General features: G+C 62.3%; 13 protein-coding genes. 8 read left to right on the plus strand and 5 right to left on the minus strand.

Going from position 1 to position 14804, the window contains the following annotated elements:
- Nucleotides 1-21: 21 nt before the first annotated feature.
- The gene (locus tag WDM91_23150) at nucleotides 22-1323 is read right to left on the minus strand and encodes a CapA family protein (GenBank protein ID MEI9997511.1); all 1302 of its coding nucleotides are present in this window, start codon (nucleotides 1321-1323) and stop codon (nucleotides 22-24) included.
- 197 nt (nucleotides 1324-1520) lie between these two features.
- On the opposite strand from WDM91_23150, the gene WDM91_23155 reads away from it, so the two are divergent.
- Nucleotides 1521-2156 carry a LuxR C-terminal-related transcriptional regulator gene (locus WDM91_23155; protein ID MEI9997512.1) on the plus strand — a complete coding sequence of 212 codons (636 nt, stop codon included), beginning with the start codon at nucleotides 1521-1523 and terminating at the stop codon, nucleotides 2154-2156.
- On the opposite strand, the gene WDM91_23160 is transcribed toward WDM91_23155, so the two are convergent.
- Nucleotides 2151-4304, minus strand: a complete 2154-nt coding sequence (locus tag WDM91_23160) for a peptidase domain-containing ABC transporter (protein ID MEI9997513.1) — start codon at nucleotides 4302-4304, stop codon at nucleotides 2151-2153. The genes WDM91_23155 and WDM91_23160 overlap by 6 nt on opposite strands.
- On the minus strand, nucleotides 4297-4797 hold the full coding sequence (locus WDM91_23165; GenBank protein ID MEI9997514.1) for a hypothetical protein: 501 nt from the start codon (nucleotides 4795-4797) through the stop codon (nucleotides 4297-4299). The genes WDM91_23160 and WDM91_23165 overlap by 8 nt, the downstream gene beginning before the upstream one ends.
- A gap of 221 nt (nucleotides 4798-5018) precedes the next feature.
- On the opposite strand from WDM91_23165, the gene WDM91_23170 reads away from it, so the two are divergent.
- From WDM91_23170 to WDM91_23185, 4 genes are read left to right on the plus strand one after another with little or no spacing between them, the layout of a single operon-like run.
- Nucleotides 5019-5156: a hypothetical protein gene (locus WDM91_23170; GenBank protein ID MEI9997515.1), complete on the plus strand. Its 138-nt coding sequence runs from the start codon at nucleotides 5019-5021 to the stop codon at nucleotides 5154-5156.
- 57 nt (nucleotides 5157-5213) lie between these two features.
- Nucleotides 5214-6428 (plus strand): radical SAM protein, encoded by a 1215-nt coding sequence (locus WDM91_23175; protein ID MEI9997516.1) that lies wholly within the window; start codon nucleotides 5214-5216, stop codon nucleotides 6426-6428.
- Between the two features lie 29 nt (nucleotides 6429-6457).
- Nucleotides 6458-7657 (plus strand): HEXXH motif-containing putative peptide modification protein, encoded by a 1200-nt coding sequence (locus WDM91_23180; protein ID MEI9997517.1) that lies wholly within the window; start codon nucleotides 6458-6460, stop codon nucleotides 7655-7657.
- Between the two features lie 47 nt (nucleotides 7658-7704).
- Nucleotides 7705-8376, plus strand: a complete 672-nt coding sequence (locus tag WDM91_23185; GenBank protein MEI9997518.1) for a 2OG-Fe(II) oxygenase family protein — start codon at nucleotides 7705-7707, stop codon at nucleotides 8374-8376.
- A 165-nt stretch (nucleotides 8377-8541) separates the two neighbouring features.
- Here the strand turns inward: WDM91_23185 and WDM91_23190 are convergent, their stop codons facing one another.
- Nucleotides 8542-9153, minus strand: a complete 612-nt coding sequence (locus WDM91_23190) for a TetR/AcrR family transcriptional regulator (GenBank protein MEI9997519.1) — start codon at nucleotides 9151-9153, stop codon at nucleotides 8542-8544.
- 82 nt (nucleotides 9154-9235) lie between these two features.
- Between WDM91_23190 and WDM91_23195 the strand changes: the two genes are divergently transcribed.
- Together WDM91_23195 and WDM91_23200 are read left to right on the plus strand one after the other, a co-directional pair.
- The gene (locus WDM91_23195) at nucleotides 9236-10243 is read left to right on the plus strand and encodes a fatty acid desaturase (GenBank protein MEI9997520.1); all 1008 of its coding nucleotides are present in this window, start codon (nucleotides 9236-9238) and stop codon (nucleotides 10241-10243) included.
- Nucleotides 10240-12093, plus strand: coding sequence for an FAD-dependent oxidoreductase (locus WDM91_23200; protein MEI9997521.1), 1854 nt, complete (start codon nucleotides 10240-10242; stop codon nucleotides 12091-12093). Before WDM91_23195 ends, WDM91_23200 begins: the two co-directional genes overlap by 4 nt.
- 150 nt (nucleotides 12094-12243) lie before the next feature.
- Here the strand turns inward: WDM91_23200 and WDM91_23205 are convergent, their stop codons facing one another.
- Nucleotides 12244-12843, minus strand: coding sequence for a TetR/AcrR family transcriptional regulator (locus tag WDM91_23205; protein ID MEI9997522.1), 600 nt, complete (start codon nucleotides 12841-12843; stop codon nucleotides 12244-12246).
- A gap of 195 nt (nucleotides 12844-13038) precedes the next feature.
- Here WDM91_23205 and WDM91_23210 point away from each other — a divergent pair, with 195 nt between their 5' ends.
- A complete protein-coding gene (locus WDM91_23210; protein ID MEI9997523.1) occupies nucleotides 13039-14787 on the plus strand; it encodes an amidohydrolase family protein in 1749 nt (582 codons plus the stop codon).
- Nucleotides 14788-14804 lie beyond the last annotated feature (17 nt).

The raw sequence follows: 14804 nt of genomic DNA on the forward strand, positions 1-14804 counted from the left end.
CTCGAACGCTCCGGCGGCGCGTCAGCGAATAGAGATGCGCGCCGTATCGCCCGATACCGTCACGGTCGTTCCGAAGGGCTCCGACAGGGCCTTGAGCGATTCCAGGATTTCACGCGCGAGCGCGCCGTGCGCCAGCCGCGGCAGCCCCTTTGCCGTGGCTTGACCGTCGACGTTTAGGTCTATGGGATGAATGTCGATTTCGTCGACGCCGTCGCGTCCAAACCGGCTCAGCGCGAGAATCGATTTGTAGTCGTCCGGATTGCGGAAATAGGTCTCGTCATGCTTGCGCGATATGGCGTCGGGAGGCGTATCGAGCGGAAGACCGAAGGTCTCGTAGAGGTCGGCCGGAAATTCGCTCATCATGTGGCCTTCGAAGACGAAGTCGCCGAGCGAGTAGAATATGGGCCTGCCGCGATGGATCTCTATGGGACCGACTTCATGCGATCCATGAACGACCACCGCATCGGCACCGGCTTCGACGGCCTGCCTTGATATATCGGTCAGGAACGCCGGCGGTTGCCGGTTGCTGAAGCCGGGCTGGTGGTTGTGAAGCGAGAACACGACGAAGTCGCTGTTCTGCCTGGCTTGGCGCAGCGCGGCAAGAATCGCCTGCTTGTCCTGTTCGTTGGTGCGGAACGTAAAGGCGACGCCGTCGCCGACCGCGTCGCTGGGCAGGTATTCGTTGCCGAGAAACGATAGTCCGTTCTCATAGTCGGCGCGGTCTTCGGGGCGCCGCTGCGAGTTCCTGATTCTCGCCAGCACCGCCAAGTTCTCGGGCGAAAGGACGACCATGCGCATCGCGCGATACGGATTGATGCCCGGCCGGCCCGGAACGCGGCCGACCGGATCTGCTGCGCGCGCGCTGCGCGGAAAACTCGACGATGCGCAGACCAGTCCGATCCGGCCGTTCGCCGAGTCGCAATACCGTGGCTGCCGCGCCGCCGACAGCGTCTCGCCGGACCCTGCCACGGTCAGTCCGGCGCGTCTCAAATGTTCGGCGGTCGCGAGAAGCGCTTCGGCCCCCCAGTCCATGGCGTGATTGTTTGCATGGCTGAGCAGATCGAAGCCGAAATGTTTCAAATCTGCTGCGACATCGGGATCGGAGAATAACCAGGACCCGCCGGACTCTGCCTGCGGTGTGCCGACAAAACGATCTCTGTCGATGATCGTCGTCTCAAAGTTTCCAAAAGAAACATCGGCGCCGTCAACCAGTGCCATGACATCCGCAAGTTGTCGGGAGGGGTTACGGCAAATAGAGCGCGTGTATATCAGGTCTCCGACAGCAGCAAAAGACAGTATTGCCGGATCGGTGACTTCGCCCACTGCGAGACATCTCCCAAGGTTCACAAAGTGGAGTCTACATGTTACAAAGAGAATAACGATGAAAATGTAAGAGTTCGTTCGAAGTTAATTACACAACACCAAAATGTCGCGTAAGCGTATTGTGGAACGTTTGCGTATGTCGTCGGCGGATGCCGGTGATTGAACATCGGGCTATAGCGAAACTCGGTCGTCGCGACATGGAAAATATCGTCATCTGCGATCTGGATAGTTTTTTCGTCGATGCTCTGGTCGTACTGATCCGGGGCATCCTGAACTGTCCGATTCAACCGCTGCGCCTCGTCGATCTTCGGGATTTCGATGCACAGCCGGTGTTCTCGGGCGGCTGCATCTTCTTTCTCGAAGCGTCCAACCTATCGATGCGAAGAATAAAGAAATTGCGGGACCGGCTCGGAATGCAGTCGCAGCTGATTGCGCTGGAGAATCCAGCGATCGCACTTGCGGACGATCTGAAGCCGCATTTCAGCGCACGCCTCGACAAAGTCGCATCATTGCCGGCGCTCTATTCGATACTGCATCAGGCATTGGCGGGTTGCATCGATGAGATTCCGCAGGAGCGGCATGCGCCGGCCGCGATGCCGATGTCCCGTGGTCGTCCAAAGCGGCGCGCGGCTCTCACGTCCCGTCAGCTGCAGGTCCTTAATCTCATCGAGTCCGGAAGCACCAATGCCGAAATTGCGCACACCCTGCACATTTCCGCCAATACGGTTCGGCTGCATGTTTCGGCCATTCTGCGCTCGCTGAATGTCCCGAACCGGACCGCGGCCGTACATGTTCGAAACCGGATCGCTACGGGCTCCGCCAACCTGTCATGAGGCATCGGCAAGCTGGCCGGAGTGGCGTCCTTCGTTCGTTCCTGTCCTGGCGCCCAACCGCCGAAGCTCGCCGTCGCGCAATTCATAAACGACATGCGCGCGGCGCACGAGTTCGGGGCGGTGCGCGATGACCACGCGCGTAATGCTCAGGGACTCGATGAAGTCCGCGATCTTGGTTTCATTCTCGGAGTCCAAATTCGCCGTTCCCTCGTCCAGAACGAGCAGATCCGGGTTTCGATAGAGCGCCCGGGCGAGAAGGACTCTCTGCTTCTGGCCGACCGACAATATGTTGCCGACGTCGCCCACGACGCTGTCGTATTTCATCGGCATTTCCACGATTTCGTCGTGAATGTTGGCGTACCGCGCGCATTGCTGCACCCTGTCCTGGTCGGTCGTCGGATCGAAGAAGCTGATGTTCTCCGCCAGCGAGCCGGAGAACAGCTTCGCTTCCTGCGCGACGATTCCGACGCGGCTGCGATATCTGTCGAGGCCGAACCCGAGGATCGGCTCGCCGTTGATCAACACGTCGCCGGCCTTGGGCTGGTGCAGGCCGAGGAGAACTTTGGCCAACGTGCTCTTGCCCGCTCCGGATGGCCCCACGATCGCCACGAACTCGCCCGCCGCTATCTCGAGATTGATGTTGCGCAACACGTCCTTGTCGGTATTGGAATAGGCGAACGTCATGTCCCTGATTTCGATGGAACCGATCGGCACAGGCGCGGCACGGACCGAATGCAGCTGCTCCGGCGCCGTCAGAGCTATGTCGGCGATGCGATCGACGTGAAGCGACAGCGTTCCAAGCTGCGAAACCCGGTCGACGATCTCGAACGACCGGTCGCGGAAGTATTGGTGATAGAGCAGGAACGAGAACACCATGCCCAGCGTCATCGTCTGGTGCATGGCGGCCAGCGCGCAGAGGAAGATGATGGCGATGTTTTCGCTCGCCACGAGCGCCTTGCTCAGCGATCGGATTGCGATTTTCGCCGACTCGAGCCGATGGGTGGCGTTCATCAGTTTCGCATTGTCGTTTTGCCAGACGGCCCTGCGCATATCCTGGGCCGAGAACAGTTTGATCGCGTCGATGTTCACGATGCTTTCCAGGAATTGCGTCGTTTCGCGCGATTCCGCGACGACCACCTCCTCGGAGAGACCTTTGAGCGTCTGGAAGCTCAGCGCCCGCACCGCGGCATAGAACGCCACGGCACCGAGTGCGATCGCCGCGAACCATATGTTGTAGGCGACCAGGACCGCGAGCGCGATGGCGATGACGAACATGTCGACTGCCGACGACATGAGATCGTCTGTCACCGTCTGGCGGATCTGAAACGTGGAACTGACGCGGGAGATGATCTGGCCCGCGTCCCGCTCGTGGAAATACGACACCGGCAGCTTGAGCAGATGGGTGACCAGATTCAAGCCCATCTGGCTGTTGAGTCTCTGTCCCAGTTCGAGGAGGTAATGCGACCGCAGCGTTTCCACCAGCACCGAGCCGAGGCCGATCGCCGCGAAACAACAGACCGTAAGCCAGAGCAGCGAGAAGTCGCGCCAGGGCACGATGGTGTCGACGATGATCTGCATGATCAATGGGGTGAGGAGAAGACAGGCCTGCAGGAGGATCGACAGCGCGAGCGTGGTGGTCATGGCCGACGCCAAGCCCCGGGAACGCTGCCACATGTCGAACAAGCCGAAGCGGGCGGTCTTCTTCCTGGTGGCGAAGACGGCGGTGGGGATGAACTCGATCCCGACTCCGGTGAATTTTTCCGAGATGTCGCGCCTGGTCATCCAGCGCGCGCCGCTGGCGGGATCCAGTATATAGCCGCCCCGCCGTCCGACCCGGGAAATCACGACAAAGTGGTTCAGCTCCCAATGCAGCATGGCCGGCAGCCGCAAATGCTCCAGCGACTCGGGCTCCAGTCGGACTGCGCGGGCGCCGAAATTCAGCCGGGACGCCATGGTGATGAGTTGGCGCAGATTCATGCCCCTTCGCGAAACCGCGAAGTCGAGACGCAGTTCATGGAGATCCACCGGCGCGCCATGATGCGCCAAGATCATGGCAAGGCAGGCAAGGCCGCACTCCGACGCCGTGCTTTGCCGTATCAAAGGCGTCCGCTTTGGGCGCCACGCGCCGATCCATTTGGCGTCAATCATCTGCGCGCCGCTGCAGCGAACTGACGAGCAGATGCGCGAAGGAGAGCCGTCCGATGTCGAGGGCGAAACGTTGCGGTTGACACGCCCGAATGCGCTGCACAATGGAGGGGTCGTCGGCCGCCATGTCCAGTGCGAGCGCCGTGGAGGTTTGCGGCGCCCGAGGCAGCGTACGATAGCCCACAATCGTCAGCGTGTGCGGGCCGGGACATCGTCCGCCCCAAGCTTCGATGGCAAACCGCCGTCCCCGATCGATCTGTTGCCGCAACTTTTGCGGAGCCGCGGCGACGACGACGGTCAGAACGGCGGTTCCCGAAAGAGTCCGGATCGTCGCGGGCCCGGTGGTATGGAGCTCTATTCGCCTCTCCCAACCGACGGCCGTGGACGCCGTGATCGCGGCGACGGCCAACACAGCGACCGTCAGGAGCAAAAGTCGCTGCCATGGCGGGTGAACGATGATCACCTCGCCGGCCAGGCGCCTCTGTCGCCGCTCCACGGCCTGTTCCCGGAAAAGGCTGTAGGGTCGCTTTTGCGGAGATCCACTCAAAGACAGAGGCCCTTTTCGGAGCCGTCACGAAAGACGAACTAAAATATGCAGGCAATAATGATTTAAGGCTATGATATTCGTTCTAGTATGAATGTGGCTGTATCTTGGTCGTATTGATCTGTTCCGTTCGGCGTGTCGAAATCCTGCCTCCACGAAGAAGGAAGAGTCAGATGACGAATATGCCAACTCCAGAGAAAGTGGAAAAGGTCGACGAAAAGAAAGTCGACGTGATCGCGGAACTGATCGATGCCGATCTCGACGAGGTCGCTGCGGGTCATCAGTCGCATCATCATTCGCTTCCGCAGTAGTCGGAGGTCTCCGGCTGACCGGCCTCACGGCCGGTCAGCCCTTGCGGCGAGCGCGACATGGATCAATATATCCGCGAGAACCTCGGCGTCATTCTGAAAGTCTCCGAGCGCTGCAATCTCGTCTGCGACTATTGTTATTTCTTCTTTCACGGCGACGAGACGCATCGAGATCACCCGCCGATCATACGTCCGGCGCTGGTCGACGACCTTTGCGCCTTCATCCGGTCCGCCGCAAGCGAGCATGGCGTGCGCACGGTGCGCATCGGGCTGCACGGCGGGGAGCCGTTGCTGCTCAAGAAAGCGCGCTTCCGCGAGGTGTGTTCGAAGCTGAAGGGCCTCGAAGACGAGGGGTTGCGGATCGAGCTGGTCGTGCAGACGAATGGGACGCTCATCGACGCGGACTGGATCGATATTTTCGCGCAATTCGACATCCATCTCGGCGTCAGCTTCGATGGGCCGCAAGCCGAGAACGATCGGCATCGTTTCAAGAAAAACGGCAAGGGCTCCTACGCCGACGCGCGACGGGGCTGGGAACTGCTGCAGGCGGCGCATGCCGATCGCCGCATCGCCCTGCCGGGCCTTCTGTGCGTGATCGATCCGGAGCAGGATGGTCGCGCGGTCTATCGGCATTTTGTCGATGAGCTGAAGTCGCGCAGCATGGGATTCATATTCCCCGACTACACCTGGGATACGGTGCCGGCCGGCAACCATGTCGAAAAGCTCGAACGCTACCTCGCTGCGGTCTTCGAGGAATGGACGCGGGACGGCGACTTCAAGATTCGCGTCCGCCACATCCGATCCATGCTGGGTGCGCTTCTCCTCGACAGCGCCGCTTCGTTTCAGCACAGGTTCGCTGACGACGTCCGCAACTTGATCACGGTCTCGTCCAACGGCGCCTTGGGTCCCGAAGATGTCATACGCACGATTTCGCCGCGATTCCGCGAGGCGGGATACCGGCTGCCTCAGCATTCGCTGACGGACCTGACGTCCGGACCGATTTGGACGGAACTCGAAAAAGCGCGGACGGATCCGGCGGAGAAATGCCGCCAGTGCGAATGGTGGGGCATGTGTGGCGGCGGGCGCCCGTGGAACAGGTTCAGCGAGGCCAACGGCTTCCGCAACCCCTCCGTCTACTGTTCCGCCCTCAGGCGTCTCTATTCGGACGCCGCCGAATATCTGGTCGCGAACGGACTGCCGAGGAGCGAGATGCTCCGCAGACGCGACCAAGGCAGATTTGTCGACCAGGAAAAGACGGGAGCCGACGCATGTTGAACAGGGCCGCGGGTACGGAAGAGTTCGGAATGTCGTTCTCTTGCCCCTCTCTGCTGGGAACGCAAGATTGCACCGTGATGCGCCAGGCGCTGTTGCGCACGATTTTCGGCAGGGTCCGCAAGGCGCGAAACGCGCGCTGGCCGAATCACGACGCGTTTCTTTCATCGGTGCTGGAGCCGCTGCTGGCTCGGCTTGAAGATGCCGATGTCTGGATGCCGGAACTCGGATTTGTCCTGCATCTGCACCGCGAGGGAAAGATCGAGGCGGCGAGCGCGCAGCTTGCGCTGGCCTTGTCCGCGGCGCAGATCGACGACGTCACATGGTCTTACGAGATCGGCGAGGATGCCGAGATGCTGTTCGGTGGGACGTTGTTCGTCGGCGGCGGTTCCATGCGCGCGCGGATTTCGCGCGACGTCGCGGAGATCGACCTGTTCGGCGGCAGCGCACCGCTCTCGCTCCGTTTCGTCAGGACGGGTGCGTTGTGGCAGCGGATGGGCACGGAGTCGCCGCGGATATGCGATCCCTATTTGCTCGCATCGGATGAGATCGGCATCTATGTGAACGGCTTCAAGACGGGCGAGGAGATGACATCGCAGGTGCCGCTGCTCAGCCACGGGCGCGCCGTGGGACCGGCCGGCATCGCGCGGCACGCCGAAATTCTCTCCAGCGCCCTGGCGACGATCGAACAGATGGGTCCGGACTATGTTCGCTGGGTCGGCCACGCCATAAAGATGGTGCAAATGCTCGATTGCTGGCGCGAAGAAGGCGACCCGGTCTATACGTCGAGCAGCTGGCCCAGCCGCCCCGGCATGGTTTCAATGGGGTTTTCGGTGGCGCCAACGCTCTTTGAGCACAAATTCCGCGTCGCCGATTCGTTCATCCACGAGGCGTCCCACCAGTATCTGAACCTGCTGAGCTTGGCGTTCCCGTTGGCCAACGGCAACGACAGTTCACTCTACTATTCGGTTCTCGCGCGAAGAGAGCGGCCGATCGATCGCGTTCTTCTGGCGTTCCACGCGGCGGCAAACATGGCGTTGTTCTATGCCGAAGCGTTCCGGCGGGGCCGCTACGAGTGCAGGCACAACTTCAAATGGGCGATGGACTGTTCGAAGTCCCTTCGCGAGCCGCTCGACCATACCACGGGGCTGACCGACGTGGGCTTGGGCATTTTCAGGCCCCTGGCGAGCGCTCTGGACGAGATCGACACAAGCATGCTCGCGCATGCCTAGCGGACGCTGCTCGAGCATTGCCGCGAAGCCGTCGCCGGCGTGTGCGAATGCTTGATCTGGCGGCTCGTACCGAAGCCGAGCTGAACCTGCTCTGCGATGCGTTTCGCCGGCGGGGCCGGGTCATCATTCGCGATTTTCTGGAACCTGCGGCCGCCGAATTGCTGGTCGGCTGGCTTGTGCGCCAGCCGCGCTGGACGACCGTCGGATGCCCGGCGGCCTTGGTGCCGCCGGAGGGCGTTGATCGCCAATGTCAGGCGCCGCCCCGACTGAGCTTCCATTATGATAGTATATTGCTGTTCGACGAAGGCCCGTCCCGCCGCGACGATTGCGGCCTTGTGGATTTCCTGACCTCCGGCGAGTTCGTCGACCTCATTTCGCGCGTGACCGGGCGCACCGATCTCTCCGGTGCCGACGGCCACGCGACGCGATTTGGCGCGGGACACCACCTCAATCTGCATATGGATGGAACGAAGCCGGGGGAGCCGCGCGGTGTTCGCAGGGTTGCGTTCGTGCTGGGAATGACGCGGGCCTGGAATCCGGACTGGGGCGGCTTCACGCTCTTTCCGCAGTCCGATGAGCCGTTCGCTGCCGGCGCATTTCCAAGCTACAACCAGCTGCTTCTGTTCGCAGTGCCCACGCCGCACCTGGTCACGCGAATTGCTCCCGATTGTCCCCGCTACCGCTACGCGATTTCGGGCTGGGCGCGAAGCAGCGCCTGACTGGCATCGCAATCGCGCTTCCGGCACCGACCGGTATCGCCGTCTTTGATCGCTCGCGGCCAGCAAGATCCGCAGGCGCCTTCGGTCCCACCTTGACTTATCGGCGTCATGGATGCCTGTCGATGCTCTGACAACGCGGCGCCGAGGCCGGGAAGAGCCGCAATATCATCGCTTCGCGCGCGCGTGGGCAAGCTGTTTCAGCAGGGATATCACGTCGTCCTCGTGGCCCATCGGCTTTGAGCCAGGCGCAACCGAGCGGCCAAGCGCCATCCCGATCATCGCTTCGAGGACCAGGCGATAGAACGCGACATCCTCCGCGCCGCGTCCCACCTTGGCCGCCAAAGCGGCATTGAATTGTGGCGTGGCGGCGCGGCGGAAGCGCTCGATGACCGGATCGAGTTCCTTGCGGAGCGATGGATCGTTGCGCGCAGCTAGCCACACCTCGATGACGATCTTGAAATCGGGATGGCCGAAACCTGCCCAGGCCGTCTCGATATAGGCCACTGTTGCATGGCGCGGATCGCTATGCTCCGCGGCCTCGCGCGAGCGCTTGCCGATGTCGGTGCAGACCTCCTCCAGCGTCGCCGCGAAGAGCGCGGATAGCCCGGAGAACTGATGGAACAGCGCCCCGCGCGTGACACCGGCGCGGGCGCATACTTCAACCGCCGTGGTTCGGCCGTAGCCGCATTCCATGAGCGACGCCTTGGTCGCTGCGATCAGGCGCGCCCGCATGGCGGTGCTCCGCTCGACCTGAGTGTGCTTTTCTTTTGCGGACATTCAGTTGCGGACCTCCGGCGGCTTGGCTATTATGATACATACGTACATGAATGTATGTAAATCACAAGCAGAGTTTGCCCACATGGATGCGGTTGTCGAAGGCAGATTGGAGAGCGCGGGGCGGGTCGGCATGGCCGTGCTTGACGCGAAGGCGGCACGAGCGGCCTGCGGGATTTCGCATGCGCAGGAAAAGCAGATTGCGCGCGATCTTGCGCCCGCAATCGCATGGCCCACCTTGGCGCTGGCTGTCGCGCTGCCGTCGACGTTTCTGGCTGTCGTCTGGCTGGGCCTGACCGATGTGTTGCCCCTATGGATCTGCACGCCGATCCTGGCGCTGGTGTCCTACGCCCACTACACGCTGGTGCACGAATCCATCCACGGCAATGTGGTGAGCAGCCCGCGCAGCCTCGCCTGGATCAACATGGTGGTGGGTTGGATCGGTTCGTTGGGCATGGGCGCCGGCTGGCCCGCGCTTCAGCGCACGCACATCCTGCATCATTCCTTCACCAACACCGAGCGCGATCCCGACATCGCGGTGAAGGGCTCTTTTGCACAGTTGCTGGCAAAGTGGGCCGTCATGGTGGCCATGTCGCTATGGCCAATGTTCTTCCTGCGCTTCATCGGCACGGAGCGCTACAAGCGGATCGGCAGTATCCTCAGCTCTGCCGAGATCGCACAGGTGTCCGCCGTTACGCTGTTTACGATCGCGCTCCTGTTCGCCGCGGTCGCCACCGGCCATTTCGTCGACTGGCTGTGCTTGTGGTTCCTGCCGACACGGCTGGGCATCCTGATCCTCAATATCTTCTTCCAGTGGTTGCCGCATCATCCATTCGACCGGACGGAGCGCTATCACAACACGCGCATCAGCCTGTGGTTCGGCGGCACCTTCATGCTGCTCCAGCAGAACCTGCATCTGATGCATCACCTGTGGCCGAGCGTGCCGTTCTACAACTACGCGCGGCTCTATCGCGCGCTGAAGCCGGTGCTGCTCGCGGAAGGTTCGCGGATCGAAGGACTGATGGTAGGCGCGCACGCGCAGGCCGTCGCGGATTGGTCGCTGATGGATTTCCACAAGGAGTTGGGGCAATGAGCGAAGCACGCAGCACCATCCCTTCGGGCATCCTGGTCGAGGCGGAGGACTTCGAGAACTACGGCGGCTGGGTGCTCGACTCGCAGTTCGAGACGCAGATGGGATCGCCGTACCTGCTGGCGCACGGACTTGGCCGGCCGGTTGCGGACGCGACGACCGTGATCTCTGTCGCCCATGCCGGCGAATATGAGGTGTGGGCGCGTGCGAAGGACTGGGTACCGTCGCATCATCCGGGGCGCTTTACGCTCTCGATCGACGGCATGACGCTCGCAACGGAGTTCGGCACGAACGGTCGGGACTGGTCATGGCAGTCGGCCGGCAAGATCTCGCTGCCTCGGGGCGATCTGCGGCTGGCGCTGCACGACCTCACCGGTTTCGACGGCCGCTGCGATGCGATCTATTTCAGCGCCGACGGGAGCGTGCCGCCCAACGACGTCAATGACGCCAGCCGCGCGTGGCGCAGGGCGCTCCGCGGATTGCCGGATGAGCCGATCGACGCTGGCGACTACGACGTCGTGGTGGTCGGCGGCGGGATATCGGGCTGCGCCGCGGCGCTGGCCTCCGCGCGCCTCGGCCAGCGTGTGGCGCTGATCCATGACCGCCCGGTGCTGGGCGGAAACGCGAGCAGGGAAATCGGCCTGATGCCGCGCGGCACACAGGGAGCGCTGCTGCGCGAGCTGTCGCAACGGGCTGAAGACGGCGACATCGCCGCGTTGTCGCTGCTGGAAGCCGAGCCGACCGCCACGGTGTTCCTGGAGCATCGGATCGTGGGAGCCGCCACCGACGGGAGCCGGATCGTCTCGGTCGATGCGGTCCAGGCGCGGGGCGGCATCGAGCGGCGCTTCACGGGCGCGATGTTCATCGATACCACCGGCACCGCGATGCTCGGCGTGCTGGCGGGCGCGGAGACGCTGTTCGGCCGCGAGGCGCGCTCGGAGTTCAACGAGGGCTATGCGCCCGAGGTCGCCGACTACATGCATCACGGCAACACCGTGTTCTTCCGTACACGGATGGCGGATCACCCGGTGGCGTTTCCCGACGTGCCATGGGCGACCGCGGTGTCGAAGGACTACGCCAACCTGAGCGGCCAACTGATGAAACCCGGTCTGGAAAACGGCCCCGGTCCGAAAGCCGGCGACAATCCGGCTACGCCGGCGTTCCGCTTCGGCAACGCCAACGACACCTTTCCGGCGACCCATTTCTGGGAATACGGCCAGTGGCTCGACCCCTACAAGGAAGGCGAGCGCATCCGCGATCACCTGATCACGGCGCTCTACGGCACGTTCTCGAACGTGAAGCGGCTGGAGCCGGAGGCCTATGCCGGGCTCGAACTGGAATGGGTAGCGTTTGTCGCGGCGCAGGGTGAGTTCAGGCGCTACAAGGGCGACTACATCCTCAACGAGAACGATATCCGGGAGCACAGGCGGTTCGACGACACGCTGATCGCCAATGATGGATCGTTCTGCATCCACTGCGCGTGGGCGCCGGGGGAAGGCAAATACGATTTCCGTCTCAAGGACTGGATCTTCGACATGCGGGATTCCGAGTCGTACGAGATTCCATTCCGCTGCCTGTATTCCGCCAACGTCGACAACCTGATGATGGCGGGCAAACATATCAGCGTCACCCATGTCGCCGGCTCGTCGACGAAGCTGATGGGCAACGGTGCGCAGCACGGCATCGCCGTCGCGGTGGCGGCGTTCCTGTGCCGAAAGCACGATACGACGCCGCGCGGGCTCTACAATAGCCATCTCGATGAGCTGAAGGAGCGCGTGCACGAACTCGCGATGCACGACCACGACATGGCGAGCAATCCGCCCGCCCGGAAGTTTGTGCCGGTGCCGGGCTAGAGAACCGCCGAGGAAGGCATGAAGCTCAATTCCTGCGCGGCTCCGGGGTATTTGGCCATGCATGAAACTCGAAATCCGGCAATTCCTGAAGCAGCAGACGAGCGGCGCGATCGTCGATACGAGTTCGGTGCAGGGCCATGTCGCATTCGGCTATAGTCCGCCATATTTGAGAGAGGGAAGGACGAAGGTGCGCAGGAGCACGGCTTGTTCGTCCTCGTTGAGATCCTCTCGCCATTCGAGCATCTGATGGATGTTCATCAGCCAATCGGCCAGCTCGTGGTTGCTTAGCCCCTTTCGGATTTTTCCTTCCTTCCGCCCCCGATCGAACACGACGGACCAGGTGCTGAGAAACAGCGGCTCGACCTGGGTGCCCGTGCGGTAGGCCGGATTGTTCAGGATCAGGGTGCGATCCTCCTCGAAGATCGAATGATAGACATCGTCCTTGTTGGCGATCTTGATGGTCTCGATGGAGCCGGCGACGACGCAATCCTCGAACGTGGCGCAGTTGCGCATCCGCTCCTGGATGGCGGCGGCGATCTTCTCCAGCCTGTGAAAAATGACGGCCCGCATGATGGCCCGCCGATTCGGATAGAGCCGATAAAGCGTGCGGCGGCTGACGCCGGCTTCCGACGCAATGTCCTCGACGGAGGTCTTGCCGGCACCGAGGCGGCGAATGCAGCGGACCGCCGCCTCGACGATCTCGGCGTTGCGGCCCGAAGGCTCTGCGCTCGGCTTTTTCCTTTTTTTCATGCGTCGTTCCGGTGCGGAGAGACCAATCGTTCACCGCCCGATGAATGCCGGGCGCACCTGAAAGCACTGCCACATTCCGGCGTTGCGGGCGATGCGGCACAGCTGTTTGACAAGCGCGAGAATTTCCGTCAAGTTTTGGCACAAGGCACAATAACTGTGCCAAGTGCCATCAGAGCACATATCGGGATGAGACACATGGATCGCTTCGATTTGATCCTCGCCAACGGCACCGTCATCGACGGCACCGGATTTCCGCGCTTCAAAGGCGATATCGGAATCCGGGGTGGCAGGATCGCGCAGATCGGTCGCCTCTCCGGCGCCGCCGCGGACCGCAGGATCGATGCCGCCGGCCTTATCGTGGCGCCGGGATTCATCGACACCCACACCCATTACGACGGCCAGATCTTCTGGGATCCGGCATGCTCCAATGCCGGTGAGAACGGCATCACCACCGTGGCGATGGGCAATTGCGGCTTCGGTTTCGCGCCCTGCCATGCGAGAGACCGCGAGCGCACCATGCTGATGATGCAGACGACCGAGCAGATTCCGGCGGCGCAGCTGAAATCGGGACTGCCCTGGGACTGGCAGACCTTCCCCGAACTGATCGCCTCGCTGAAGCGCACGCCCAAAGCGGTCAACGCCATGATGTTCATGCCGCTCAACCCGCTGATGATCTATGTGATGGGCGTCGAGGCCGCCAAGACGCGCCGGCCGACGCCTGGCGAAATCGCCGCAATGCAGGATCTCATTGCGGAAGCGATGGATGCCGGCGCTTGCGGCCTTTCGGTGTCGTCCATGGGGACGGTGAACAACCATGTCGATATCGACGGCACGCCGATGCCGACGGACGTGATGCATATCGACGATCTGTGCGCGCTCGTCGGCATCTTCCGCCGCCGGGGTGACGGCATCATCCAGGTGATCTCGCAAATCGGGCCGGTCGGCGACAGCGAGGTCAGCATCCGGCTCGGCGAGGCCTCGGATCGCCCGATCCTCCACAATGTCTTTTCGACCAGCGACTACACGCCGGATCTGCATCGCAAGAGCATGGCCTGGCTGACCAAAGTCAACCGCCAGGGCGTGCTGATGTATGCCGCCACCGTCGTCAACCGCAGCTGGAATGAAGTCGATTTCTGGAATTCGCCGGGTTGCGCCATGGATGCGCTGGCGGCGCACCGCGAGCTCACGGCGACGGCGACGATCGAAGCCAAGCGCGCGCTGTTGCGCTCGCCGGCCTATCGCGATCGCTTTCGCCAGACCTACGACCCCGTGATGTTCGAAGCGACCGCCGGCGGGTTGGAGCGTTACATCGTCGTGACCATGGGCGACAGCCCGCCGGATAGCGAAAAATATATCGGCCGCTCGTTGGGCGACATCGCCGCCGGCGAGAACAAGCCGGTCAGCGACATCTATCTCGACCTCGCCTTGGCATCCGATTTTGCCCTGGTCCTCAAGACGCCGCAGATCGCGGCGCAGGATCCCGCGAAGATCGCGGAACTGATCTCCCATCCGCATGTCCTGGCGGGCTCCTCGGACGGCGGTGCCCATACCAAGATCTGGAGCGGTGGCTGCTGGACGACCGACCTGCTGATCTGGCTGGTGCGCGAGAGCGGGCTCATCGACCTCGAGCGGATGCATTACGGCTATTCCTACCAGCCGGCCCGTGTCCTGGGGATCAAGGATCGCGGCGCGCTGCTGGAGGGCATGGCGGCGGATATCGTCGTCTACGACCTCGACGAACTCTTTTTCGATCGGTCTGTCTATGAGGTGGTGAACGACATGCCGAACGGCGATTGGCGCAGGCGCGCCAGGGCCGGCGGCTATCGCTGGGTCATCGTCAACGGCGAAGTGACGTTCGAGCGGGATGTGCGATCGGGCGCTACGCCCGGCCGTTATCTGTCTGTCTGCGATCGCAATCCCGAAAATCGGCTGGCCGCCGAATAAAGCGTCGCGTGAACAAA

Source organism: Rhizomicrobium sp. (assembly GCA_037200385.1).
GTDB lineage: Bacteria > Pseudomonadota > Alphaproteobacteria > Micropepsales > Micropepsaceae > Rhizomicrobium.

Bases quoted from the DNA above. Each gene is read 5' to 3' on its own strand.
- WDM91_23195 (MEI9997520.1), top strand. From the start codon at position 9,236: ATGGATGCGGTTGTCGAAGGCAGATTGGAGAGCGCGGGGCGGGTCGGC.
- WDM91_23185 (MEI9997518.1), top strand. From the start codon at position 7,705: ATGCTTGATCTGGCGGCTCGTACCGAAGCCGAGCTGAACCTGCTCTGC.
- WDM91_23170 (MEI9997515.1), top strand. From the start codon at position 5,019: ATGACGAATATGCCAACTCCAGAGAAAGTGGAAAAGGTCGACGAAAAG.
- WDM91_23155 (MEI9997512.1), top strand. From the start codon at position 1,521: ATGGAAAATATCGTCATCTGCGATCTGGATAGTTTTTTCGTCGATGCT.
- WDM91_23180 (MEI9997517.1), top strand. From the start codon at position 6,458: ATGTCGTTCTCTTGCCCCTCTCTGCTGGGAACGCAAGATTGCACCGTG.
- WDM91_23210 (MEI9997523.1), top strand. From the start codon at position 13,039: ATGGATCGCTTCGATTTGATCCTCGCCAACGGCACCGTCATCGACGGC.
- WDM91_23190 (MEI9997519.1), bottom strand. From the start codon at position 9,153: ATGTCCGCAAAAGAAAAGCACACTCAGGTCGAGCGGAGCACCGCCATG.
- WDM91_23200 (MEI9997521.1), top strand. From the start codon at position 10,240: ATGAGCGAAGCACGCAGCACCATCCCTTCGGGCATCCTGGTCGAGGCG.
- WDM91_23160 (MEI9997513.1), bottom strand. From the start codon at position 4,304: ATGATTGACGCCAAATGGATCGGCGCGTGGCGCCCAAAGCGGACGCCT.
- WDM91_23205 (MEI9997522.1), bottom strand. From the start codon at position 12,843: ATGAAAAAAAGGAAAAAGCCGAGCGCAGAGCCTTCGGGCCGCAACGCC.
- WDM91_23175 (MEI9997516.1), top strand. From the start codon at position 5,214: ATGGATCAATATATCCGCGAGAACCTCGGCGTCATTCTGAAAGTCTCC.